Source organism: Tepidisphaeraceae bacterium (genome assembly GCA_035998445.1).
Classification (GTDB): domain Bacteria; phylum Planctomycetota; class Phycisphaerae; order Tepidisphaerales; family Tepidisphaeraceae; genus DASYHQ01.
In genome coordinates, this window is the sequence record DASYHQ010000018.1 from 38214 (window position 1) to 63216 (window position 25003).

Sequence of the window (25003 nt, forward strand, 5' to 3'; positions counted from 1 at the left end):
TCCTCCCTTTCTGTTCAGAACGCGCCACCGTTATTTGGAAGCTGGCCGCACTGTAAATGCGAAGGAGGCTGATTCGTGGCGCAGGAACTACCGTGGCGGAAGGCCATTGAAATCGTGTTGGCGTCGTCGCCGGCCCCCTTGCACTATCAGGAGATCACCAAGCGCATCATCGACCAAGCCCTTCGCACGTCGCTGGGAGCGACGCCAGCCGCCACAGTGAATGCGCAGATGGCCACGTCCATTAAGCATGACGGGTCAGCATCCCCATACGTGCGCGTAGCGAAGGGAACCTTCACGCTTCGGAACAGCTCTGCCGACGTTCCCATTGTTCCCGCGAAGCTAACGCCTGATGTTGTTGAGTCGGAGGAAACAGAGGAACAGTACGAGATTATCACCTCGTTCGGCATGTTCTGGCGCCGCGCAGGCGTAGAGTGGAGCGCGACACCCAAGCTGCTCGGCATGCAGCAGATCGGCACCACGCCGGTCGACTTCTTCAAGCAGTTGGGCATTTACTTGCTTTATGATGGCCGGGAGGTGATCTACGTCGGTCGCACTACCGATCGGCCGCTTGGCCGGCGGCTTTATGAGCACACGCTCGATCGCCTATCGACGCGGTGGGACCGCTTCTCGTGGTTCGGGCTTCTTCCGGTATCGGATAAAGGTCAACTCGGCCATCTGCCTGTAACTTTCGAGGCCGCCAATCTCATCCCTGCGCTGGAAGCCATTTTGATCGAGTCGCTCGAGCCGCGTCAGAACCGAAAGCGTGGCGACGATCTGGCCGCGGTGGAGTATGTCCAACGCGTCGACCCCGAAATTGAGAAAAGACGCATGAAGGCGGCGCTGGACGCCGTGGTCAACAAGCTATAGCCATCCAGAAGCTATCTCTCGTGAAGGGCATTTCCGCAACCTCGAACATGGTCATTGCCCGCATTAGCTGTTAGCCCTTTCTTCGCCTGCGGCTGAGCGAGGGGATGATCGCCCCACCCAAGTTGACCACGGTCATCTCCGGCAACGCGAACGCACGGTCGCCGCTGCGGATTGCGCGCACGAGGGATGCGGCCACCTTAAACGGGGCGACGAGGTTGCGGACGGGGGAGGGGTTGGCGGTGAGCGGGTTGGGGCGGAAGAGCATCAGCGTGGCGTCGTCGGCCTCGATGTGGTGCCCGCAGCGCGTCTCGATCGCGTTCAGCAGGCGCGGGATGAGCGTGGCGGCGTCGTCGATCGCAACGCGCTGCACGACGTCGCGCAAGCCCTCCAGGTTCAGTTGCTGGCCCGCGTCGTCGAGGATCTCCATCAGCGAATCCGTGTAGCACAGGACCAGGTCCCCCTCGTCCAGCGTAACGTCGAGCTGCTGGTAGGCCACATCAGTCATGATGCCCAGCGGGAAGTTCGTGAACGATCCGTCGTCGGCCATCTCGTGGTCCAGGAACTGCCACTGCCGGGTCGCCGCCCGATAGATGAGCGGTGGTGGGTGGCCGGCGTTGCAGAGCGTTAACGTCGACGTGGGGGCGAAGTACGTCGTAACGACCGCGGTGGCGAAGATGTTGACCGCCGACCGCGCGGCGAACTCGCGGTTCATGCTCGCGACGAACTGCTTCAGCTCGAGGTGGTTGACGTGCTGACGCATCAACTGCCGCAGCGCCTCGGCCAGATCGGCGACGCCGACGCCATGACCGGAAACGTCCGCCACGAGCAACCGCGTGATGCGCCCGGTGGCACAACTGGAGACGTAGTAGACGTCGCCCCCGGCCCCGGCGCCCTCATATGGCTTGGAGTAGACCCACGCGTCCAGCCCGGCCAGATGGACGCTGCTGTCGACGGCTTGGTTGCCGCCCCACACTTCCATGCATTGTAAAACGTGACCGTCGGACATGAGTTGCTCGGGCTGAAGTGCGATGCTACCCCATCGTAGGCAACCCGCGAGCGTCGCGACGCAGTTAAATCTTTACGCGTCCCAACTTCATATGTAGCGTTGGCCGTTTAGCCGCGGGCTTGCCCGCGGCTAAACGTGGCTCTAGTCGAAGGTGATGCGCTCGCTTTACCAGCTAACTCAGCCACTGGGTCTCGCGGCACCACTTCACGTACTTCCCAATCCCCTTCGTCAAGGGTGTCTGCGGGTCGTAGCCCAGCAACGTCTTCGCGCGGCTGATGTCGGCGACGTAGCGCGTCACCTCGCCCGTGAGCGGCTTCTCGTACGTCGCGATCGCGTCGCGGCCGACGGCGGTCTCGATCAGGTTCACCAGGTCGAACAGCGTTTGCCCTTGGCCGTAGGCAAGGTTGATCGTCTGGTTGGTGACCCGGCGGGAATGCAGCGCGTCGATGCCGGCCAGCAGGCCGCTCACGCAGTCGTCGACGTAGGTGAAGTCCAGCATCTTATCGCGCCCGTAGACGCAGATCGGCTCGCCGGCGGCAATCTTGCGCACGAAGAGCGGGATCACGCGCTCCATGCGTTCCAGATCGTTGTCGAACCGGCCATAGACGTTGCTAAAGCGGAAGACGAGCACCGGCAGGCCGTAGCACTTGGCGTAGCTGTAAAAGAACGCCTCGCCGGCGATCTTGCTGGCGCTGTAGGGCGACTCCGCGACGACGAAGTCGGCCATCGATTCGTCTGTCACGTGCCGCCGCACGTCGCCGTACACCTCACGGCTGCTGCCGAAGATGATCGGCGTCTTGTTGCGACGCGCCAATTCCAGCGCCGCGAACGTCATGTCGACGTTCTCCAGCGACTTCTCCGGCTCCTTCACGAGCTGGTGAACTTTCGCCCAAGCCGCCAGGTGAACGATGACGTGCGGCGTGGTCGGCACTTCGACCGGACGGTTCGCTCGAGCGGCCGCCACGAGGTCGACAGTGTGCGTAGGAAAGTCGTTGGTCCAGGCGTTGGGACGCTTGTCGATGCCCAGGACACTGTCGCCGCGCTTCAACAGCGACAGGGCGAGGTTGGTGCCGATCTGCCCCGACGAACCGGTGATCACAACGTTCATGGGTCGCATCGTCGGCGATGGCAATGGCAGCGTCAATTGGCCGGGCTCAGTGGTGGGTTAGGCGCTGTCGGACGGATCGGATTGAAGTGCCCAGCCATGGTAGTTGTCATCCCGAAGGGACGGTAGCGACCTGAGGGATCTCGAACGCTAAGCGATTGATGTCAGTGGGAGATCCCTCGGTTCGCTACCGCTCCCCTCGGGATGACAACTGCGGTTATGGCCACCTATGTTGATCGGGCGGAGAAGCCCCCGGTGACACAAGATTTCTGTACGGAACCTAGTGCTGATGGCCACCCGGCCCGTGCACGTGGCCGTGCTGAACCTCTTCGGGCGTGGCGGCACGCACGTCGACCACCTTCACGTCGAAGTTCAGCGTCTGCCCGGCCAGCGGGTGGTTGGCGTCGATCGTGATGTTCTCATCGTCCACCGCCACTACCGTCACCACCTGCGGGCCCTCTTCCGTCTTGGCTTGAAACTGCATACCGGGCTTGATGTCGGTGGCCCCGCTGAACATCTTGCGGGGCACGGGTTGAATCAGCTCCTGGCGCTTCTCGCCATAGCCTTCACCGGGCGCCACTTGCAGCTTGAAGGCATCACCGATCGCACGGCCCTCGAGGCCGCGCTCCATGCCGGGAATCAGGCCACCGTTGCCATGCAGGTAGACCAACGGCTGGCCACCCTGCGAGGTGTCGAGCACGTCGCCGGCGTCGTTAGTGAGCGTGTAGTCGATCGAGACGACCGTGTTCTTCGCGACCTGCATGGGGCGGCTCCAGTTCGAGTTTCGGCCAGCATAAAACGCGGCAATGCCAAAGTCGACTGACTGGCGCCTTCGCCAGAATGCGCCACTGCGGCGTCGCCCCAATAAAAACGACCTGCCCGAAATGAGCCGGGCAGGCCGAAGGAGGAGTTCAATTGTAGGACCTGCACTTACCGGCGACTGCCGAGGATGCGCAGGATCGACAGGAACATGTTGATGAACGCGATGTACAGCACCAGCGAGCCGACGATCGCGTAGCGACCGAGCAGTTCCGGCTGGCCGCGCAGTTGCTCGGCGGTCTGCTTCAGTTGCTGCGTCTGGTAGGCGGTTAGACCGATGAACACCGCCAGGATGCCGTAGGTGATGACCCACGACAGCGCGTCGTTGGCCCAGAAGACGTTCACGAGTGACGCGAGGAACAGGCCGATGAAGGCCATGATCAGGAACGAGCCGATGCCCGTGAGGTCACGCTTGGTCACGAAACCGTAAAGGCTCATGGCGCCGAACGTGCCGCCGGTGATCAGGAACGCGCCACCGATGGTGCGCATGTCGTACACGATGAAGATCGGGGCAATCAGCGCGCCTAATAGGGTGGCGTACAGCAGGAAGAGCGCAATGCCCGCCGCTGCGCTGATGCGCAGGGCGACGGTCTGGACCAGCATTGCGATGCCGAAGAGGGCCAGCGCGATCACCACGGTGAACGCGCGACCACCTTGGAAGATGTTCATGATCTGCGGCGTCTGCGAAACGTAGTACGACACTGCCGCCGTCAGCGCCAGGCCGACCGCCATCCAGGCGTACACGGTGTTGAAGAACGAGAACGTGACTTGGCTGTCGGTGCCGTAGTCGAGTTCAACTCGACGCGTCTGCGGAAACTGGCTCATCGTGCTCCCATTTTGTTCGATGTTCGAAGTTTGTAACCCGGCTGATTATAGCAGACCGTGCCGGACTACTCCACGATTTGAGCCGCGGGAGACATTATAGGCTATGGGGAAATTTCTACAGGGACGCGATGCGCTACTCGTGCCGGACGCCAACGCGCGGGGCAGTGGCGGGTTGGGCGGTCGGGGCAACGTTCACGGCCTGGCCGGCCTCGGCCTGCTTTAACTTCTGCAGCAGGCGCAGCTTCAACTCCTGCAGGTCCGCACGCGTGGAATCATCTTCGTTAATGCGTTCCAGCGATCGCTTCCACGTCGCCGTCGCGTCGTCCTTCTCCTGTTGGCGGTAAAACGCGTCACCAAGATGGTCGAGCACGATCGGGTCGGCCGTCTCCGATGCGTCGGCGGCCATCTGGAGGTACTGCTGGGCGTCGGTGAACCGGCCGCGCTTGTAAAGCACCCAACCGAGGCTGTCGAGGTACGACGCATTTGTCGGATCGGCGTTCACGGCAACGCGCACCATCGATTCAGCCCGCTCCAAGTTGCGGCCAGCGTCGGCCAGCGCGTAGCCCAAATCGTTATTGGCCGGCGCGTGCTTGGGGTCCTGCTTCACGGCAACCTCCAGCAGTTCCTCGGCCGTCTCGGGCTGGCGGATGCCGGTGTAGAGGCCGGCGAAGTAGTAGAGTGCATCCGCATCGGCGCCGCCGGCTTCAACGGCGTTCGTGCGGAGCGCGTCCAGCACCCGGGCGGCGTCGGGGAACCGCTGCATCTGGGCGTACGTTTCGACCAGCATCTCGCCGGCGACGTAGTTCGACGGGTCGGCGGCGCGCAGCGCTTCGAGCTTGCTCACGTACGCCTCGATGCGTCCGTTGCTCACGTAGAACCCGTACAGATCGGCCAGCACCGCGGAGTTGGACGGGTGCTCGTTCACCAGGTTCAGCAGCACCTCCTCGGCCGCCTCGTTGTGGCTGGACTGGCGGAAGACCGACGCCTGCAGCAGCCGGGCGTTCACGTTGCTTGGGTCGGCGGCGAGCCAGCGCGAGACGATCTTCACGGCGGCCATCGTGTCGCCCCGCTGCAGGTACTGCGTGAAGAGCGAGGTGTAAGCGGCCTCGCAGGTCGGGTGGTCGCTGATCAGCTTCCACAACAGCCCCTCGGCCTTTCGTACATCACCGGCGGTGGCGTGCGCCCGGGCGGCGGTCAGGATGCGATCGGGCGAACTGCCACCGGCGCGCACCGCCTCGCTCAGCGTGGTCGCGGCGGCGGTGGCGTCGTTCTGCGCCAGCTGCGTGAGGCCCTGAAGCTCCATCGCGAGCGCCGCGTCACCGCCCCGCTTGGCGCGGGTGGCTAAGGCGCGGCTCAAGCGCTGCTTTTCCTGGAGATCGCTTACCTCGTCGGCCCAGATCTGTCCGTGAAGCGCCCGGTACGCCGGCGGGAACACCGGCAGTTGCGCCACGGCACGCTCGAGCGTCTCGCGCACGGTGGCGCTGCGGCCCATCTGCTGGGTTGATTCGGCTTGGAAGTACAGCTTGGCCGCCCGTGCCTCCACCGGCACGTCGAGCGCCGCCACGTCGGCCACGCCCAATCGTTTCGGCCGGGCGAGGCGCGTCAGGTCGTCCCAGAGCGGCGCCAGTTCGCTGGTCGATTCCGGCTGCTGCGCGATCGTGCGCAACAGCAACGTTGCAGCGGCCTTCACGTCGTTCTTAGCGTCGTAGACACCGAACAGCCGGCGGGTGATCTCGATGTTGGCCGACTGCTTGCCCAGCGCTTCGACGAGGATCTGCGTCGCCTCGTCCTCGTGCCCTTCGGCCCGCAGCGTGTCGGAAAGCGCGAACAGGATCGCGCGGTCGGTCGGGTTGGCGTTGGCAAGCCGGCGCAGGTGAACGAGCGCCCCACCGTCACCACTGTTGGCGCCGCGCCCGATCTCGCGCATAAGTTCGACCGAGGCCCGGCTGGCGCGAAAGCGCGTGAGCAGCTCGACCGACCGCGCCATCGCTTCATCCGAGCGGCCGACGAGCTTCAGCAGCCGGGCGACGCGCGCCTGCAGATCGAAGTTGTCCGGGGCCTCGCTCGCGACGGGTTCCAGTGCCGCCAGCGCGCGCTCGTACTGCCCGCCGGCCTCGTACAGCCGGCCGATGTCCATGGCGATCAGGTCGGGGTTGGCGACCAGCAGCGCCAGTTCCGGGTCCTTGCGCAGGCTAAGGTCGCGCGTCTTCACGCGGCTCAGCAACCGTTCGTAGCGCTCGATGGCCGCACGCGAGTAGCCGCCCTTCTCCAGCGCCTTGGCGAGGAACAGATCGGTGGTGGCAGCGACATCTTCATGTTCACGGTAGCGGGGCGTGGCCATCGCCAGCCGCAGGTGCGCGATCGCACGCTGCACGTCGCCCTTGGCCAGGTACTGCCGGCCAAGCTCGACGCGCGTATCGGCGTTGGTGGGATCGAGTTCCGACGCCGTCTCCAGCGATCGGATCGACTTGTCGTTGAACGTGCCTTCGCCCAGCTGCGCCTCGGCCAACAGCAGGTAAGGCGCCGGTGACAGTGGGTCGATGCCGATCGCCTGTTCGAGCTGCTTGATCGCAGTGAAGCGCTGCCCGTCGATCAGGCTGCGGCGGGCCTGCGCGTACAGCATGAGCGCCTCGGCCGGGGCGGGCTTGGCCGCTGCGCGCGTGGTGGCCGGCGCCGGCAGTGCGGGGCGTGGCTCGATGTCGTCCAACGCCAGCGCCGCCCGGCGGGTGGTGGTGTCGCTGGGTTGATCGAGCCGCAAGCCCGCCCCTTCACCGAAGAAGCCGTTGCGCGGCTTCCCCTTCACCCGGCCGGCGACGGGATCACTCGACGAAGTCCCACAGCCAGCGACCGCGGCGGACAGGGCGAGATACGTCAGGGTGCGAAATGCGCTCATCGTGTCACCGGTTTGGACACGGGAGTATAGCAGTTGGTGAGGGAGATGGGGCAGAATGTCCGATGACCGAGCCCGAATGAACAATCAAATCCCAATGGCTAAGCTCCGATGACCAATGAACCTGCTGTCCTTGGTCATTCGGATCTGGGCATTGGGGTTTGGGATTGGGACTTTCCGGCCGTTTGAAAATACCCTCACCTCGCCTCTCCCGGAGTACCGGGAGAGGGACCGGAGCGCCCAGTCTGGCAACTACCGCTGTCCCGTCGCCAAGCCCGCGTTAGTCAGGTACGCGTAGCTATCGCGAACCGCGTCCATCATCTTGTCGTTGCCTTCGACGTAGTTATCCAGCTCGACCACCAGCCACTTCAGCACGTTGGGGTCGGCGGCGGCGATGGCGGCCTTGTTGTCGAACTTGCCCTTGCCGACGGCGGTGTTCGGTTGGTCCTTCACCAGGGGGCCGTCCTTCACGTGCACGATCGGAGTGCGGCTGGCGTACTTGCGCAGCACTGCCGGCACGTCGACCGCGCCGAAGTTGCTGGCCCAGTACAGGTCCAGCTCGGCGCCGAGGGTCGGGGCCTGGTCGAAGAAGACGTCCCACGCGTACCGCCCGTCGTGCTTGATGTCGAATTCCCAGTAGTGGTTGTGATAAAGCTGTTGCAGCCCGTGTGGCTTAAGCAACTGGGCGGCCGTCTCGTATCGCTCGGCCAGCGCCTTGATCGAAGATTCATCCTTGAACTTGTCGGGACCATCGCTACCGATGAAGTGCGTGATGCCGGTTTCCTTGGCGATGTCGATGAACTGCTGCACGTTGTCCGCGGTCGGCACGGCCCACCAGCTGGAAAATTTTAAGCCACTTTCGCGATACAACTGCCGCGTGTCGTCGGTGAGCTTTCCGCCGCCCCCTTCGGTCGCCACGTAACCGATCTGGCCGATCTCGCGAATCACCTTCACCCGGTCCTCGGGCGTCTTGGTTAAATCGCGAACGGTATACATCTGGATCGACAGGGGATAGGGCATAGCGGTGGCCTCCGAGAGTGAAGATGATGAAGACGTGAAATGATAAAGACATGAAACATGAAGAGATACCCCAAAGGCCTCTTCATGTTTCATGTCTTCATGTTTTCATCCGCTGTCTATCCTGCGCTGTCCTCGTCGCCACCGATGACCTTCGGCACCTTGAAGAACGGGCCATCCGTATCCGGGGCGTTCTGCAGGACCTTTTCGAGCGGCAGCGAGGGCGTCACCACGTCTTCGCGCAACACGTTGGCAACGGGCAGCGCGTGGGCCATCGGTTCGACGCCGGCGACGTCGGCCTTACCGATCTGGGCGACGTACTCCAGGATGCCTTCGAGCTGGCCGGTCAGCTTCAGCAGCTTTTCCTCGGGCAGCGCAAGGCGGGCCAGCTTGGCGACGTGGCGGACGGCTTCGGGGGTGATCTGCGACATGATGGGAATGTAACCGACCAGACGTAAAGACGCGAAGAAGACAGCAGCGTTGCCGCCGTCTTCTTCGCGTGGAGTTTCGTTCAGATGGCCAACCGCAGCGCCGCGAGCGGCGCGGGTCAACTACGCGGCCGCTTCTTCGGGCTTCTTCCAAGTGCGGCGGACGGGCTTCACAACGTAGCCCATGCGCAGCGCCTTGGCGCTGACCTTGATGCGGACGACCTGACCGTCGATGACGGCGCGGACTTTCTGGATATTCGGCTTGAACTTGCGGGCGGTGATGCCCGTGATCTTCGTGCCGACACCACCCAGATACTTCGCTTTACCGCGATGGGTGATCTGCTTACCGAAGGTCGTCTTCTTGCCTGTAAATTTGCAAACGCGTGGCATTTTTAACCTCTGCTGTCCGGAAAAATCGAGCGGGCCATAGTAAACCGCACCGCGACCGATTGCAAGCGATGGAGCACGGAATGGTTAAAGCGTAATGCAACCCGGCACATTGCTGGTGCAAACGCTTTCAGAATCGAATATACTGATCTTTGCTCGTCATATCACGTCTCGGGTTCGACAGGGAGGCTAGCATGTCGCAGGTAACGCAGCAGACGATGAAGTGCGCCGCGTGCGGGCTCAAGTACCCGTGGTCGCCGCAGACCGCCGGTCGGAAGATCAAGTGCAAGTGCGGCACGATCTTCGTCGCGCCGACGTCGCTGTCAGCAGGTCCCGCCCGCACGACCACGCCCAAGGTCAGCGCCGCGGTCGCCAGGATTGCCGCCGCCCGCCCGGCGGCTCCACCGGCGGTCGGGCACGCAGATGTTTCCCCAATTTCGCGTCGGCCCGCCACGCCCACCGCCCCCACCGCGCCGATTGCGCCCGTCGAGGAACCGGTGATCGACCTGGAAGATGAGGACGAGCTCCCCGACGCAGCCGGCGACCTCTACGACATCGCCGACGACCTCGCCGCCCCACCGCCACTGCCCAACCCCGCCGTGCCCGCTGCGGCCACCACCGTAGCCCCGGCCCGGCCCGCCGGGAAAGCGCCTGCGGGCAAGGGGAAGGCCAAAGGCCACGTTCCGGCGTTCCCGGGCTACGCCCCGAAGAAAATCGACGATTCCGACGAGCAGAAGGCACAGATCAAAAAACTGTTGATCCCGCTGGTGGGCATTGCACTTCTGGTGGGCGTGGTATTTGGCGCCCGCCAATTGGTGGGTGAAAGCCAGGCCGACTACACCACCTTGCCCGGCGACGACGGTGAGTTCCAACGCCTCGCCGACCGCGACGGCGCCTTCGAGGCCCGCGAGTGGCTGGCCGCCAATAACGCGCGCGGCGTCGTCGGCTTCTTCTGGACCCGCAACAAAACCTCCATGATGCTCGACCGCTGGTACAACGATGGCGCCAAGAAGGTCCTCGCCTTCGGCACCAGCCCCATGACCGCCTCCATGGCGATCGAATTGCCCGACGACCCGACCCAGCGTAAGACCTTCATCGACTACGCCAACCAATGGCGCCGCGAGAAAGAGCGCGGCAAGCCCCCAGTGACCGACGTCGGCCAAAAGTACGTCATCATCCGCTTCCTATGACGTGACCTCGCGACGGCCCCGGATCACCCGACAATCGCTCCGGATCCGCGGCCCAACCGCGGCAACTTGCATCCGTAACGCGAACCGTTATCTTACCCAACCCGCTCCACGCATCCCGGCGTAGTGCGGCGGCAGCGTTCGGGGTGTAGCTCAGCTTGGTAGAGCGCTTGGTTCGGGACCAAGAGGCCGCAGGTTCAAATCCTGTCACCCCGACTTCTCGATTGAATACGAAGCCCTTCGACGGACACGTCGAAGGGCTTTTTCGTTGGCCGGACGACCCTTTAGGTGAGCGGACGAAACCTGTCACCTCGCGCGCCCTTGTCATCCCGATGGGAGCCTCAGGCGACCTGAGAGATCTCGCATGGCCGCGAACCGTCCGTGGTTCGAGATCCCTCAGGTCGCCAAGGCTCCCTTCGGGATGACACGTCCCTGGTCAACGTCGGGGTTTTGTCCGACAGCCTGTACGCCCCGTTGCCCCTCGCGGGCGACCCTCCCGCAACGTAAAGGCCCGGCCAAAGCGTGATTGCTTCGGCCGGGCCTGGTGGTTCCTGGATTGGATTCCGCGCGAGTCGACGGGCAGCGGGCGTTAGGCCGTCTTGCGCAGGTGAAGGTCGGGTTCGGGCACGTTCGGCAGCGAGATCTCGCGGGCGTTCACCTTCCGGTAGCCCAACTGCAGCATGACCTCGAGCACTTCGGTCCACGAGGGAAACATGCGCTTGTTCACCTTCTTGTACGTCTCGATCGCCATCACGAACTCGAACTGCTCGGCGGTCATCTCGCCCTCTTCGGCGCTGCGGCGGTCGTCACTGCGACGCCGGCCGGGGCCACGGCGACGTTCCAGACCGGTATCCGACCGGCGATCTTCCACACCGCGCCGTTCCGGCCCTTCGTACGCCGCTGCGTCCGCAGGGGCGGTGCGTCGTTCCAAGCCGCTCCGGCGTTCCACCACGGTCTGCCGGCGATCGGGGCCCTTGCCCTCCCGCTTTTCCGGGGCAGCAGCGGGACTTACATTGGTGTCGTCAGAGTTGGCCATAAGTGCGATACCTCTGAACCCACATCGTTCATTTACCGCACTCACTTAAGCGCCCCGGCCGGTATAAATCGTTACGAGCCCCAGATTCCCCCCGTTGGCAGGGAAGTTTTCGGCCTATCGGTACAAACGGAAACGACCCAGTTGGCTTGAGAAAGCAGCCCGACTAGCCGCCAAACTGTCATCCTGAGGTACTCCGAAAGATCTCTTTCTTCCGGACGTGAATACGGGGGGGAGATCCTTCGGAGTACCTCAGAGGGTGTTTATTAAGTCTGGCCCCTCTCCCATGTACTCGTAGGGAGGCTGGGAGGGGGTGATCTCGAACGACGACAAGTGTCAGCCGTTCGAAATCGCCCCCTCCCAGCCTCCCCCGGCGTACCGGGAGAGGGGCCGGAGCGAGTCCGTCCGGCTTAATAAACACCCTCTCAGGATGACGTTTGCTTCGTGTAGTACGCAAGTCCAAACGAAAGAGCCCTCCGACGCGTTCGTCGGAGGGCTGAAAATCGTCTCTAATCGGGGCGACAAGATTTGAACTTGCGGCCTCCTGGTCCCAAACCAGGCGCTCTACCAAACTGAGCTACACCCCGGATCTCGACTCCTGCCGACCAATCATAGGACTGCACCGGCAACGGTCGCCAGCGTATCAGCCCGCACTGCGGGCGGCAAGGTCGCGGCAGGTCGCGAGGAATGGAAACACAGGTCGCGGCTCACCCCGCCAGCATCTGTCATGCTATCGCGGGGCGTCGATGCGAATTAGAATGATGACACCATGAGCATTGTTTCCGAGATCCTCGAGTACAACCGCAAGTTCATTGAAAGTAAGGAGTACGAGTTGCTTCGTACCGATCGATTTCCGAACAAAAAGCTGGTCGTGCTGGGTTGCATGGACACCCGGCTGGTGGAACTGCTGCCGCGCGCGATGGGATTCCGTAACGGCGACGTAAAGCTGGTGAAGAACGCCGGCGCGATCGTGTCGCACCCCTTTGGCAGCGTGATGCGAAGCATCCTGCTGGCGATCTACGAGCTGCACGCCGAGGAGGTGCTGGTGGTGGGTCATACCGGTTGCGGCATGATGGGCCTGAGCTGCGAGCGCGTGATCGAGAAGGCGCGGGCACGCGGCGTGTCGCAGGACGTGCTGTCGACGTTGCGCCATGCGGGCATCGACCTCGAGCATTGGCTGACCGGGTTCAAGTGCGTCGAGGACGGCGTGCGCAACAGCGTCGACGTCATCCGCAACCACCCCCTGCTGCCACGCGACGTCGCGGTTCATGGCATGCTGATGGACTCCGACACCGGCGCGCTGGCGAAGATCGTCGAAGGATACGGGATGCGCACGGAGTAGTAACGTCGTCTACGACTGCGGTCACATAGGGGCAAGCCTCCGTACCCGCCCGCTTACGTTTCGACGTCATCCGCATTGCCTCCCTCTCCCGGTACTCCGGGGGAGGGCTGGGGAGGCAGCGTTTGTTCCAATCAACAAGTATGGCCCGGACAGCGCCCTCCCAAAAGGCTGGCGGATAGAATCACTACGTTGGTCGGCGACGTGTCATCCCGATGGGAGGCTTGCCAACCTGACCCATCTCCCAAGGGTAAGAACCGTCCGTCGTTTGAGATCCCTCAGGTCGCCTGAGGCTCCCTTCGGGATGACATGCGCGCGCGGGGCGACAGGTTCTGTCCGCTAGCCTAATCCCCCACAGCGTACCGGGAGAGGAGGTCAGTCAATTTCCGCCTCAATTGCTGGGTATTTCCGGGCTAATTCAGCGCCAAGCCTGCCGCACCTCGCCTACACTTGGCGGCGGAGGCGGCGCCGTCGCCTGAGCCGCCGTTGTGGGGAGCGCAGTACGAGAAACGCATGATCCGCTCAAAAACTTTCTCAGACTCGAACCCGACGCGCCGCGTGCGCAGCAGCGCGTTCACGCTCGTTGAACTGCTGGTGGTCATCGGCATCATCGCGATCCTGATCAGCATCCTGCTGCCCGGCATCGCCAAGGCGCGCGAGGCGGCCAACCGGGCGGCGTGCCTGAGCAACCTGCGGCAGGTTCACCTGGCATTCCACCAATACGCGCTCGCCCACCGCGACCGCGTGCCGGTCGGCTATCGCACGGATTCCAAGCAGTTCAACAGCATGGTCTACACCATCACGGCAAGCGAGTGGGTGCTGTTCGGCCTGCTGCAGCAGGCGGGGCTCATTCCGCAGGCGAAGGTGCTGTTCTGCCCGTCGGAGACGAACGACAAGTTCATGTTCGACACTGCTGCCAACCGCTGGCCAGAGCCCAACACAACGCCGACGGCGAACGTGCAGTCCGGCTATGGCACGCGGCCGGAAGTTCAGATTCCCGACGATCTCGCGGGTCAATCGCTGTCGGTGTTGCCGCGCCTGACGCAGTTCGGCAACCGAGCGATCTTCGCGGACCTAACGTCGGCGCGCACACGCGTGGTGACGCGCCATCGCCGGGGTGCGAACGTGCTGTTCGCCAACGGTGGCGCGAAATGGATTGAGCTGAGCGCGTTTGACCAACCGGCGGCCAACTGGCCGGAACCGTCGTTCCCACCGGCCACTACGTACAACGCGACGCAGGACCGAATCTGGACGGCGTTCGACCGCCAGTAGACGCGCGGCCGCGGCAATCGCACGCCGTCGTCACACCTTGAGTACGACGCAACCGGTCATGGCTTGCAACAGTGTGATGATGGAGACCGTGATCAACGTCTCCTGCAGTTCCAGGTCGAACAGCGTCGCAAAGCTGATCCAATAGACGACGACGACGACGTGCAGCCCGGCGATCGCGCCGCGGACGCCTTCGGGGTCGAGGCGCAGGCAGCCGTAGAACAGCGCGCTGGCGAACAACGCCACACCCACGAGCTTGATCGCCGCCGACGCCGGCGTGCCGAAGTTCAAGCTGAGCATCGCCGCGGCGGCGAACATCGCCAGCACCATCGCGACCAGGTTGGCGGCGGTTAGCGCCCCCGCCATCACCAGCGTTTGCCCCACTGCCGCCCCGCGCGCGGGAAACACCGTCACCAGCACCAGCCAGCCAACGACGCCCATCAGCGCGAGCGCCATCGGGACGTAGCGTTCCTTCCAGGCCGACGGCGCGTCGTCCTCATCGGTCTGCGCCACCTTACGTCGGCGATGCGCCGCGTATGCGCCGAACGGCGTGGCCTGCGCCGACGTCGCGGCTGGGCGCGGATCGGTGGATGAAACGGGTGCGGTGATGACCGTCGCGCGGGGCACGTGCGAGTGGACCGCGGGATCGACTTCGGGGTACAGATCGATCTCGTCCGACGCCGGCACCTGTTGCGCGGGCGCGGCGGATGGCGCGCAATCGTGCGGCGCGGAAAAAACGCTCCCGCACTTGCACCGCACCTGTCGGCCGGCCAATTGCGGCTTCCAAGTGAACTGCTTGGCACACGCTGGACATGAAAATTTCGTCACGTGCCGTCCCTCCGTTCCCCTCGTATCGGCATCATTCCGCACCGTACCGGAACGGTTAGAATAGGGCAAATTACTCCAAATTTACCCGCGATTACCTCCGTTTGGCGGCACGGATGCAACGTGGCGCGGCAGATCGGGTAATCTTCCTACCCGATGACCGATACGCTGACCGCTTGCGTCCCACCAACCGCCCCTCGCGCGGCGTCGCCGACGCCACGGCAAATCGTGGTGGCGCGGGGTCGGAACGTGTCGCGCCTGATCGCAACGATCGTGCTGCTGGCAACCTTCGCCGGCTGCATGTGGATGTACACGCGGCACAACGCGTTCCCCATTCAGTATCACCCCGACGAGGACAGCAAAGCGACGCAGATTCTGTCCGAGGAAGGCGAGCGCAACTTCAACCACCCCCAGTTGTTGCTGGAGACCACGCAGTGGGCCGTGCACTGGCTCGATACGCCCGCGGATCCGCAGGCGGTCGTGGTGGTTGGCCGGACGGTATCGGCAACGCTGGCGGCGATCGCGGTGGTGGCGCTGTCGCTGTGCGGCTACCTGATCGCCGGATTGCCCGGCCTGATCGCAGTCACACCGATGGTCGCGCTATGCCCGTTTTTGCTGGCCTACTCGCACGCGATGAAGGAGGACGCCTCGCTCGTCTTCGGCACCGCGATCGCGGTGCTGGGCGCGTGCCTGCTTTGGGCGTGGGGCCGGCGCCCCGCGCTGCAATGGCTGGCGGTGGTCGTGCTGGCTGCGGGCGTGGCGCTGGCAAGCTCGGCCAAATACGTGGGCGTGGTGACGCTGGCGCTGGCGGTGCTCGCATTACCATTCGCGCCGCGCGCCTCGTTTGTAACCGCGGTGCTCAGGCCGGTGGCCTTCATCTCGTATGTCCTGCTGCTGTTGATCGTCGTCAACCATCGCGCGCTAAGCCATTTCGAACAGTTCAACCGCGGACTTGACCGCGAGTTCGAGCACAGCACGACGCACCATTCGGGCCTGACCATGGCCCAGCCGAATGGGTACACGCTGGCGATCGCGCTCGACCAGACGCCGACGTACGCAATGGCGCTGCTGGCGATCGGGCTGCTGCTGTCGATCGGCTGGTGGCGCGGCCGGCTCGGGTGGGACCGCTGCATCTGGCTGTTCACCGGCATCTTCCTACTGCTGTTATCGCACGGCGTAATCCCAATGCCGCGCTACGCGCTGCCCATCGTCGTCCTCGCCGCGCTGCTGGCCGGGCTGGCCGCGGCGCGGTTAGGGCAGTTCATCGGCAAGCCCTGGGGCGTGTGGGGCGTGCCGATCGTTGTCGCGTGCATCACTGTTGCAGTTCAGTTGCCGCGCTGCCTGGATTACGTGCGGCAGTTTGGTGACGACAGCCGACAGCGCCTGCGCGAGTTCGTGCTGACCCAGGTGCCCCGCGGCAGCTACATCTTCGCCGACAGTTACGCGGGTTTGGATGCGCCCCCGTACGACCTGAAGTACGACGGCCTGAGCGATCACGTTCGCGTATCGTCGCGCTTCACCGCCGGTGACGGCGGGTCGCTGGAGAACCTGCGCCGCCGGGGCGTCACGCACGTCGCGGTGGCGAACCTGATGCACGAGCGTTACTTCGACCCGCACGTCTTCCCGGTCAGCGGCTACGAGTACCAGTACAACCGGCACCGCGGCTTCTACGAGGAACTGTTCCGCGACGGGAAACTCATCTGGTCGCAGGAGGCAAGCTACCCGATGCGCACGTACAACAACCCGCAAGTTCGGCTTTACAGCATCGAGCGCGAAGACTGATTGAAGCGAAATCGGATCGGCATCGCTCGACCATCCCACGCGCCCTCTAAGCGGCGGCCATCAATAACCCGCAGCAAAGTACGCAACGAACGCCGCGGCCACCACGTACATCAACGGGTGCACCCTGCGGAAATGACCGGTCAGCAGGTTCAGCACGACGTACGCCACAAACCCGTAGCCAATGCCGTGGGCGATGCTGAACGTCAGCGGGATCGTGAGGATCGTGATGAACGCCGGCACGGCGTTTTCGAGCCGCTTGAAGTCGATCTCGGCGACCTGGCTCATCATCAGGAAGCCCACCAGGATCAGCGCCGGCGCCGTCGCGCTGGCGGGGACCACCGTCGCCAGTGGCGCCACGATCGCCGCCAGCAGGAAAAGCAGCCCGACGATCACGCTGTGCAGGCCCGTGCGTGCGCCCTCGGCAACGCCGGCGGCGCTTTCGATGAAGCTGGTGTTGGAACTGGCACCCATCGCCCCACCCAGACTCGCTGCGGCGCTGTCGACGATCAGCAACCGCCGCACGCGCGGGATGTTGCCGTCACCGTCCGCCAACCGCCCCTGTTCGGCGACGGCCGAGGCGGTGCCGAGCGTGTCGAAGAAATCGATCATCACGATCGACAGCAACAGCGGAAGATACCTCCACTGCAGCACCGCGGGCACGTCGGCCTGGAACATCGCGCTAAAGTCCGGCCTTGGAAAGCGATCGGGCAACGACGTCACGCCCAGCCACAACGCCAGCGTCGTGGCCAGCAGGATGCCCAGCAGCAGCGCGCCGGTGACCTTTCGGATCATCAGCACGGCCGTGACGATGAGCCCGACGCTGGCGATCAGCGTCTCGCGGTTCTGGAACGAGCCGGCCGTCACCATCGTCACCGGGCTCGCGACGATGATCTTCGCGCCCTGCAGCCCGATGACGGCGATGAACAATCCGATTCCCGCGCCGATCGCGATGCGCAGTTCCCGGGGTATCGCGCGCAACACCGCCTCGCGCAGGCCCACGAGCACCAGCAGCAGGATGAGCAGCCCATCGAGCACGACGAGCCCCATCGCTGCCTGCCATGACCCCGTTGCCGCAGTGATCTGGAACGCCACCATCGCGTTCAGCCCCATGCCACTGGCGAGCGCGATCGGGAAGTTGGCAAACAGGCCCATCGCGATGCAGCAGACCCCCGCCGCCAGCGCGGTCGACGTCGCCGCCGCCGTGACGCTGATGCCTGCGTTAGCAAGTATGAGCGGGTTGACTGCGATGATGTACGCCATCGTGAGGAACGTCGTCACGCCGCCGCGCATCTCGCGCGCGAGCGTGGTCTGACGCTGCTCGAACTCGAAGAATCGTGCGATCGCGTTCATGATGAGCACCGCGCGGTGAAGGCGTTTATAGCAGCAAATCGCATTTGCGGCGACCTTCGAGATAGAGGTGCAGTCACATTGACAGAAGGGTGTGATAGGGGTGGCGCAACAGGAGAGACGAAGTGAGAACAGACAAAAGAGACACAGGCAAGAATGCCTGTGCCACGGAATAAGGGGGAGAGGAAGACGGGGGGAGAGACAGGCAGGAATGGGCAACAACATACTTGACGCACACCGTGCCCGCGCGTCCCTCCGGTCCCCTCTCCCGGTACGCCGGGGGGTTAGGGTGGGGGCGCGAGCGCCGACACGTTCCAGATCGGACGCGCAGCCCCCTCCCTAGCACCCCCCCGCGAGTACGCGGGAGAGGGGACCGGAACCGATGCATCAAGTATGTTGATGCCTAGGAATGCCTGTCCTACAGAAGAATACGCGGGACTGGCCACTTAAGTGGGCAGTGCTACCGGACGACGTGCGAGACAGCCCTACGGCTTAGCCAACAACGGATCCCCCCACACACCGGGCAGCGCAACCGCATTCGCGGGGTCGGCTGGCTCCACCTTCAGCGTCAGGCGGTTCACCTTGTCCAACTTCAGGCTGACCGGCAGGCTGTCGCTTAGGCTCGTCAGCGCCGGCGAGCGGAAGATTTCCTTGCCGTCGGCCGTCGCAGTGAACAGCAGCCCACCCGTCGGCAGCAACGCCGCCGGCACGCCCGCCGTAGCCAGTAACGTCTTGTACTTGCCATCCAGCGCGTACGTCACGGTCGTGCCCGGCGACAGGCCGATCGAGCGCGTCGGGGTGTAATCGAACAACCGTACGGGCACGCCGACGGGCGTGCCATCGAGCCGCATCGCGCCGCCGCTCACCTCGGGCGACAGCTCGGCAAGCGAGGCGACGCGTTCGCCAGCGTAGGCGATGTCGCGAACCGTGTCGGCGGCAACCGTCACCTTGCCGGCGGCGCGGTCGGTCACGATCAGCTTGCCACCGTCCACCGCTACCTCGTCCGCCATGTAGATGGAACCGTCGACCGTCTTCACGACGTACTCCGCTGGTTCCGGCCGCGCGTCCTGCAGCACCAATGCCGCAACCTCTTTCCGCAGGTCGAACGTGCGCGGGCCGAAGATCAGCGAGTTGACGGTAAGGCGATCGCCCTTCAATCCCTCGACCTGCCCGTCGAAGAAGTCGCCGTTGGTCAGCAGCACGCCGAACGAGCCGCCCGGAATGTGCTCCAGCAACGACGACGTCAGAGGCCGCAGCGACAACCGCGCCACCCGCGCCGTGGGTAGCGACAGCGTCTCGTCGTCGGCGCGCTTGAAGCGCATCGTCGTGTCGTCCATCTGCTCGAGCGTGATGCCGGTCAGCTCCGACCCATCGCGGGTGAGGATGCGCGTGTCCACCTCTTCGCCGGGCGTTTGGAAGCGTTCGCCGGGGATGATTTGCTTGTCGATGTCCGGGCCGTCCCACATCAGCCGCGCGATCCAACCACCGGCGCCGTTAAACGATTCCATTCGGATCGGTACCGGCTCGTTCGCCTTCAGCTGGATGACGCCGCTGTCCTCGACCCCAGGGTTCATCTGCCAGTTGTCGATCAACTGCTTGTTGTTGATCCACAGGCGCACGCCGTCGTCGCTCAGCGTGTAGAAGGTGTACCGGCCGCTGGCCGGTGGCACGAGCATACCGGTCCAGCGAACGGAGAACAGGTTCAGGCCATCGTCGGCGGGCGAGTTAGGCTGCTGGAAGTTCACCTCGCTGTCGGTCCGCACCAGGTGGAGGTTGGAGAGGGTTGCGTCGGCGAAGTATTCGGCGCGCAGGCCGTTCTCCGACTCACCGTCATCGTCGCGCTCCGCAGGGATCAGGAAGCGGCTGGGTATGACCTGCCGGGGGACCTTTTCCGATTCCCACTCCAGTTTCACGTTTGCCTCGCGGACCTTCTCGAAGTAGTCGACGCGGATCGCAACCGACTGCCCGCTGCGCAGCGTGATCTCCCGGCTGCTGCCGCTGCGCTCAAGCAATCGATTGCCGTTCACCCAGACCACCACCGAATCGTCGGCGCTCGCGTGGAAACGATACTTGCCGGTCAACGGCACGCGCAGCCGGCCTCGCCAACGTACCGAAAAGTTGTCCACCGGCAACCCGTCCGCAGGCGCATTGGTGCCCCAGTTGTGGTCCAGGCTCGGGTCGACGCGCGCGATCTTCGGTTCGGTGAACTTCTCGGTGGAGTAATACTGACCGCGCAACCCGGTCGTTGCGACCTGTGCCGCCTCGACCAAGCGAAGCGACTCGAACGTCGCGTGCGGCGTGGCGACGGGAGGCGCGTCCTTCGACGGCTTCTTGTCACCCGACGGGGCTCGGACCGTGCAGGCCATGCCAATCAATACGTTTTCCGGCAGGTCCAGCCGTTCGGTGGCGAAGACCTTCCAGTCGTTGCCGTCCGTCGACGTGCCGACCTCGATAAAGTCGCCCTCGCGGGTCAATCGCATCCACTGCGGCGCCGATATGCGGGGGAGATCGGACTTTCGCGCCGCCTGCCCATTGGCCGGCCGCACGTGGCGCTCACCCGAACGGGTGGTCATTGAACCATCGACGCCACCGATAGCCGCGTAGAACGTCAGCGCGTCCGGCTCGGGCCCACCTCGCAGCATGACGCCCGCCGCCGCGGTGGCGGCCGAGATGTCCGTTATGCGTAGGACCAGTTCGAAATTTCCCTTTACCGGACGACCGAAAAACGGCACGGAATCGCTGGTATCAGTGACGGTGCCGGCCTGCAGCGTGACCCTGGTCGCCGTGCGCTTCACGCCTCCCGCCGGTGGTTTGCCGATCTCCCGCGGCGCCCAGGGTGCGCGGATCGGCTCGCGGTCGGCGACCTCCGCACGCTGCGTCGGCACGCTGGCGCGGAACGAGGCGCTAAGCACGTCCGCCAGTTTCACCCGCACGGCCGATCCGGAGGTCGGCTGCATTGTCAGCATGTCGCCGGTGTCAAACTTGATCTGGCCCTCGTACACCTTGCCGTCCAGCGTGCGCAGCACGTCGGCGCGCGCGCCCGGCAAAGCCAGCAGGACGGTCAGGATCGCGACGATGAACGGGCGGGTACGACTCATTGGTTTCTGACGATGGCAATCGCGTGAGGATCATGCGCGCCCGCGATGGCGATCATCGCTGGTACAGCGGCACGTAATGGTAGGGCATCGCGAGGATCATCGTGTAGACGCTGGTCGCGTAGACCTCGTTCTGCCCGTTGCCGCCGATCGGCGTCCAATAGTTCATGTCGCGCTCGCGCTTCACGGTCTTCATCAGCTCGGCGCTCACCTGCGTGTACCAGCGCTTCCACGTGTCGCCGCCGATCATGTACTGCGCCGGCGCCGCGTAGAACGCGCCGTACGTGTACCACTCGCGGTCGCTGTTGAACTTGTCGAACAGGAACTTCGAGCCGGCCTTCACGAGCGGGTCGTCGTACTGCCCGCACACCTGCAGCGAGTAGATCGCCGCCGCCGTGCGCGCGAAGCCCGCGTTGCCACCGTGCGCCTGGTAGGCGAAGCCACCCTGATCCTTGTTGTAGCACTTGCGCACGTACTCGACGGCCTTGTCGATCGTGGTCTGCGGCACGTCGATCCCACTGTTCTTGGCCACGCGCAGCGCGACGACCTGCAACACGGTGACGGAGATGTCGGCGTCGGCCTTCACGGGCTGGTAGCGCCAGCCCCCTTCGTTGTTCTGACTGTCAATGATCAGCCGGATCGCGCGCTGCAGCTTCGGGCGAATGACGGCGTCCTGCGTTTGGCCGTAAGCCTCACCGAGCGCGATCGTGGCGATGCCGTGACCGTACATCTTCACTTCATCGTTCGGGGCGGCGATGAACCCGTTCGGGCGGCAACTGTCGAGCACGTACTTCAGCCCCAGCTGCACGTTCTTGCTGTACTCGCCTTCCTGCGGCAAGTGACCGGCCGCCATGAAGGCCATGAGCGCGTAGCTCGTGAACGCCGTCGTGTGCCGGCCGCTGACCCACGACCCGTTCGGTTGCTGCTTGCTCGCCAGCCACTTCAGCGCGCCCTTCACCACCGCTTCCGATTGCGGCGAGATTGCGACGTCAGTCGCGGCGCGCCGCGGCGCAGCTGCGGCAAGCGTGGGATCGACCGCCATCACCGGGGTGCTGCACGCCAGCCCCGCGATGAGGGTGAGACCGCCCGCGACGCGCATCAGCGATCGCCGGCGGACTGCAGTTGATCGAAATTGACGGCGTCGGAGGAAGTCGATCATCGCTGCGGCTCGTTGGAGAGGTTGCGAAGGTACTGCTCGATCATCGGGCCATATTCTTCGGGGTACTTTGCGGCGCCACTGCTGATCAGCGCCTGCCGTTCGCGCTCGGGCAGCGCGACGAACTTGCCGGCGCCGTTGGGGTTGCCAAGCGGGCCACCGGCACCACCGGGCTGCTGATTGCCTTCCGTCGGATTATCCGACGGCCCCGGCGGGCCAGGTTGGGCGGCGGGCATCGACATGCCGGGCATCGGCGGGCCCGGTTCGGCCGCGGGGCCTTGGGCCATCTCGGGCAGACCGGCCTGCAGGCCCTCCATCGCCAGTTGCAGTGCCGCCTTGGCGGCCTCCAGCTTGTCGCTGGCGGCTTGGGCGTCTTCCTTGGCACCGGCGGGCTTGTCGGCATTGGCCTTGGCAGCGGCCTCGGCCAATGCCTCGTTCGCCTCGGAGATTGCTTTCTTCGCTTCCGTGGGCAACTGATCGCTCTCCTCAGCGCTCAGCTTCGCCAGATCGCTCTGCGTCTTCTCAAGCTCCTTGGCGGCCTCTTTGGCTTCCTGCAGCTTGCCCTTTTCCGGTGGCAGCTTCTCGGATGACTGATCGATCTCCTGCTGCGCCTTTTCGATCGCATTGGCCAATTCACCCAGCGAACGCCGTTGCTCGGCAGGCGGTTGGTTCAACTGCTGCTGAAGCTGGGCAGCGGTCTGGTCAAGCGCGTCCTTCGCCTTGGCCAGCTGCTGCATTGCCTGCTGCTGATCGGGCTTGGCCGCCTGCGGCTGGCTCTGATTCAGGTCTTGCTGCGCCTGCTGCATGGCTTGCTGCGCGTCCTGCATTGCCTGCTGGGCCTGCTGCGCGCTTTGCGGCAGTTGGGCTTGGGCGTCCTTCGCCGTCTGCTGCATTTGCTGCTGCTGCTTGGCCAACTCCTGCGGCTTCGGGGCATCGGCCGCGGTGCTCTCGGCGGCCTTGGCGGTCTCGGTGGCGAGCTTCTGCTGATCCTGCATCAGCTGGGAGATGTCTTCCTTGGCCTTCTCGACCTTCGCCAGATCCGCAGCCGCCTGTTCAAGCGATTGCTGCTTCTTTTCCAGGATCGCCTGCGCGTCCGCCAGTGCCTGGTCGGACTGCTTCTGCTGCTCGGCGATGGCCGCCTTCTTGTCGGCCGAAATTGCATCTGGCGTGTTTAGCACCGTGGCCGCGCGGCCCATTTTGCCCGCGGCGGACGAGAAGTAGGACGACGCTTCCGGCGCCGTCGCGGTTGCATCCGTTTGGAGGCCCAGCGCCAGCGTCCGCAGTTCCCCCTGTTTCGCCGACGCCGCTCGCAACGGCTCGGCACTCGCCCCGGCAGCGGAGGACTTGGTGACGGTCGCCTGATCGGCGCGCAACTGTTTCGTCCGCGTCAACAAATCGGCGACGGCCGCCAACGCGTCCTTCGGTGGCTCGTTGGCCTTGGCCTGCTCCTTCTGAATTTCCTTCTCCAGCTCGGCCTTGGCATCGTTCAACGCCGCCAGCGCCTGCTCCTGCTTCTGCGCAGCCTCAGGGCCCATCTTTCTCGCCAGGTCGGGACGCGCCTGCTCCATTTTCTGCTGTGCGACCGTCAACTTGTCGGCCGCCATCGGGGCGTCCTTGGCGACGTCCTGCTGCGTCAGGCTGGTACGGTCCGCCAGATCGGCCTGCTGCTCATCCAGCTTCGGACCGAACGCGTTCGCCTTTGTCTGCTCGTTCACCTGTTGCTGCTGCTCGATCGCCTTATCGACCTGCGCGACCGCGTCCTGCAGCGTCTCCAGCTTTTCCTTTGGTGGCGCCACCGCTCGGCTGAGCTCGCGCAGGCTGTCGCGTGTCTTTTTCTCGTTCAACGCCGCCCGGTAGACGTTGCCAGAGGCTAAGTCCTCGGCAGCGGCGGTGGCGGCTTCCTCGACCTTTTCGTCGCGTGCCTTCTTGGCCGCCTCGGCGGCACGCTCGGGGGCGGTCTGCGGGTCCTGCGCCATCGCGGTCAGGTCGCTGACCGCCTGGCGAACCTCTTCTTTCAGCGCCGACTGCTCGGCCTGCTGGACGCGCAGCGCGTCCTTTTGAGCCGCGCTGAACTGCTCAGACTTCCGGCCGGCGGTTTCCTTCGCCAGCGTGACCGATTGCTTGAAGTTCTCGTTCTGCCGATCCGCCAGCTTCTCCAGCCGGCCCGATAGCTCGTGCATCGCCTGCTGCCGCCGATACTCCTTCAGCAGATCACCTAATTGCGACGAGATCGTCTTCTGCCCCACAACCGCCTGCGTGACATTGCGGCGGGCGGCGTCGTCGGTGTCGGCGCTTCGGGCCTTCTGCAGCAAATCGACCACCTGCTGCATCTGCGATGCGCTAAGGCTACCGAGTACGCTGTGGATGGCACGCAGCGTCTGCACGTCGTCACCTGTGATGCCGTTGCGATCGAATTCAGCCAGCACGCCCTCGATCTGCGTCGCGACCGCCTGCGTCTGCGACTTCAGCCGGGTTTGCGTTTCGGCACCGTCGCGCAACGCCTCGTTCGGCACCGCCAGCACCGCGACCGGGCTGGCCGCCAGGGACAGGCACAAACTGAGGATGATCGATCGCTTCATCTGGTCTCCTTCAAGGCTCGTGCGTGCTATGGGTACCATCTTACAGT

19 protein-coding genes and 2 tRNA genes are annotated in these 25003 nt (G+C 64.4%); 6 read left to right on the forward strand and 15 right to left on the reverse strand.

Features of this window, described 5'->3' with window-relative positions; genetic code table 11:
* Window positions 1-75 precede the first annotated feature (75 nt).
* Window positions 76-867, forward strand: coding sequence for an HTH domain-containing protein (locus VGN72_06730; GenBank protein HEV7299046.1), 792 nt, complete (start codon window positions 76-78; stop codon window positions 865-867).
* A 70-nt stretch (window positions 868-937) separates the two neighbouring features.
* Here VGN72_06730 and VGN72_06735 read toward each other — a convergent pair whose 3' ends face one another.
* The 8 genes from VGN72_06735 to rpmB all read right to left on the reverse strand — a co-directional run bounded on the left by VGN72_06735 (window position 938) and on the right by rpmB (window position 9347).
* Complete coding sequence (locus VGN72_06735) at window positions 938-1873, reverse strand: PP2C family protein-serine/threonine phosphatase (GenBank protein HEV7299047.1); 936 nt, start codon at window positions 1871-1873, stop codon at window positions 938-940.
* 172 nt (window positions 1874-2045) lie between these two features.
* Window positions 2046-2981, reverse strand: coding sequence for an NAD-dependent epimerase/dehydratase family protein (locus VGN72_06740; GenBank protein HEV7299048.1), 936 nt, complete (start codon window positions 2979-2981; stop codon window positions 2046-2048).
* A gap of 277 nt (window positions 2982-3258) precedes the next feature.
* On the reverse strand, window positions 3259-3741 hold the full coding sequence (locus VGN72_06745; protein HEV7299049.1) for a peptidylprolyl isomerase: 483 nt from the start codon (window positions 3739-3741) through the stop codon (window positions 3259-3261).
* 167 nt (window positions 3742-3908) lie between these two features.
* Complete coding sequence (locus VGN72_06750) at window positions 3909-4622, reverse strand: Bax inhibitor-1/YccA family protein (GenBank protein HEV7299050.1); 714 nt, start codon at window positions 4620-4622, stop codon at window positions 3909-3911.
* A 133-nt stretch (window positions 4623-4755) separates the two neighbouring features.
* Window positions 4756-7515, reverse strand: a complete 2760-nt coding sequence (locus VGN72_06755; GenBank protein HEV7299051.1) for a tetratricopeptide repeat protein — start codon at window positions 7513-7515, stop codon at window positions 4756-4758.
* Between the two features lie 249 nt (window positions 7516-7764).
* Window positions 7765-8532: a sugar phosphate isomerase/epimerase gene (locus VGN72_06760; protein ID HEV7299052.1), complete on the reverse strand. Its 768-nt coding sequence runs from the start codon at window positions 8530-8532 to the stop codon at window positions 7765-7767.
* Window positions 8533-8648: 116 nt separating this feature from the next.
* On the reverse strand, window positions 8649-8960 hold the full coding sequence (gene gatC / locus VGN72_06765; GenBank protein ID HEV7299053.1) for an Asp-tRNA(Asn)/Glu-tRNA(Gln) amidotransferase subunit GatC: 312 nt from the start codon (window positions 8958-8960) through the stop codon (window positions 8649-8651).
* 120 nt (window positions 8961-9080) lie between these two features.
* Window positions 9081-9347 (reverse strand): 50S ribosomal protein L28, encoded by a 267-nt coding sequence (rpmB, locus tag VGN72_06770; protein ID HEV7299054.1) that lies wholly within the window; start codon window positions 9345-9347, stop codon window positions 9081-9083.
* Window positions 9348-9538: 191 nt separating this feature from the next.
* Here rpmB and VGN72_06775 point away from each other — a divergent pair, with 191 nt between their 5' ends.
* Complete coding sequence (locus VGN72_06775; GenBank protein HEV7299055.1) at window positions 9539-10534, forward strand: hypothetical protein; 996 nt, start codon at window positions 9539-9541, stop codon at window positions 10532-10534.
* Between the two features lie 139 nt (window positions 10535-10673).
* Window positions 10674-10747: transfer RNA gene (locus VGN72_06780), tRNA-Pro, on the forward strand.
* Window positions 10748-11120: 373 nt separating this feature from the next.
* Here VGN72_06780 and VGN72_06785 read toward each other — a convergent pair.
* Together VGN72_06785 and VGN72_06790 are read right to left on the reverse strand one after the other, a co-directional pair.
* Complete coding sequence (locus VGN72_06785; GenBank protein HEV7299056.1) at window positions 11121-11567, reverse strand: hypothetical protein; 447 nt, start codon at window positions 11565-11567, stop codon at window positions 11121-11123.
* Between the two features lie 510 nt (window positions 11568-12077).
* Window positions 12078-12151: transfer RNA gene (locus VGN72_06790), tRNA-Pro, on the reverse strand.
* A 182-nt stretch (window positions 12152-12333) separates the two neighbouring features.
* On the opposite strand from VGN72_06790, the gene VGN72_06795 reads away from it, so the two are divergent.
* Window positions 12334-12906 carry a carbonic anhydrase gene (locus VGN72_06795; GenBank protein ID HEV7299057.1) on the forward strand — a complete coding sequence of 191 codons (573 nt, stop codon included), beginning with the start codon at window positions 12334-12336 and terminating at the stop codon, window positions 12904-12906.
* 510 nt (window positions 12907-13416) lie between these two features.
* A complete protein-coding gene (locus tag VGN72_06800) occupies window positions 13417-14175 on the forward strand; it encodes a DUF1559 domain-containing protein (GenBank protein HEV7299058.1) in 759 nt (252 codons plus the stop codon).
* Window positions 14176-14205: 30 nt separating this feature from the next.
* Here the strand turns inward: VGN72_06800 and VGN72_06805 are convergent, their stop codons facing one another.
* A complete protein-coding gene (locus VGN72_06805) occupies window positions 14206-15000 on the reverse strand; it encodes a hypothetical protein (GenBank protein HEV7299059.1) in 795 nt (264 codons plus the stop codon).
* Between the two features lie 153 nt (window positions 15001-15153).
* On the opposite strand from VGN72_06805, the gene VGN72_06810 reads away from it, so the two are divergent.
* Window positions 15154-16779, forward strand: a complete 1626-nt coding sequence (locus VGN72_06810) for a hypothetical protein (GenBank protein ID HEV7299060.1) — start codon at window positions 15154-15156, stop codon at window positions 16777-16779.
* Window positions 16780-16839: 60 nt separating this feature from the next.
* Here VGN72_06810 and VGN72_06815 read toward each other — a convergent pair whose 3' ends face one another.
* The 4 genes from VGN72_06815 to VGN72_06830 form a co-directional block, all read right to left on the reverse strand.
* Window positions 16840-18129, reverse strand: coding sequence for an NCS2 family permease (locus VGN72_06815; GenBank protein ID HEV7299061.1), 1290 nt, complete (start codon window positions 18127-18129; stop codon window positions 16840-16842).
* Between the two features lie 482 nt (window positions 18130-18611).
* Window positions 18612-21224: a PA14 domain-containing protein gene (locus VGN72_06820; GenBank protein HEV7299062.1), complete on the reverse strand. Its 2613-nt coding sequence runs from the start codon at window positions 21222-21224 to the stop codon at window positions 18612-18614.
* A gap of 52 nt (window positions 21225-21276) precedes the next feature.
* Window positions 21277-22380: a prenyltransferase/squalene oxidase repeat-containing protein gene (locus tag VGN72_06825; GenBank protein HEV7299063.1), complete on the reverse strand. Its 1104-nt coding sequence runs from the start codon at window positions 22378-22380 to the stop codon at window positions 21277-21279.
* The gene (locus VGN72_06830) at window positions 22377-24956 is read right to left on the reverse strand and encodes a hypothetical protein (protein HEV7299064.1); all 2580 of its coding nucleotides are present in this window, start codon (window positions 24954-24956) and stop codon (window positions 22377-22379) included. The genes VGN72_06825 and VGN72_06830 overlap by 4 nt, the downstream gene beginning before the upstream one ends.
* Window positions 24957-25003 lie beyond the last annotated feature (47 nt).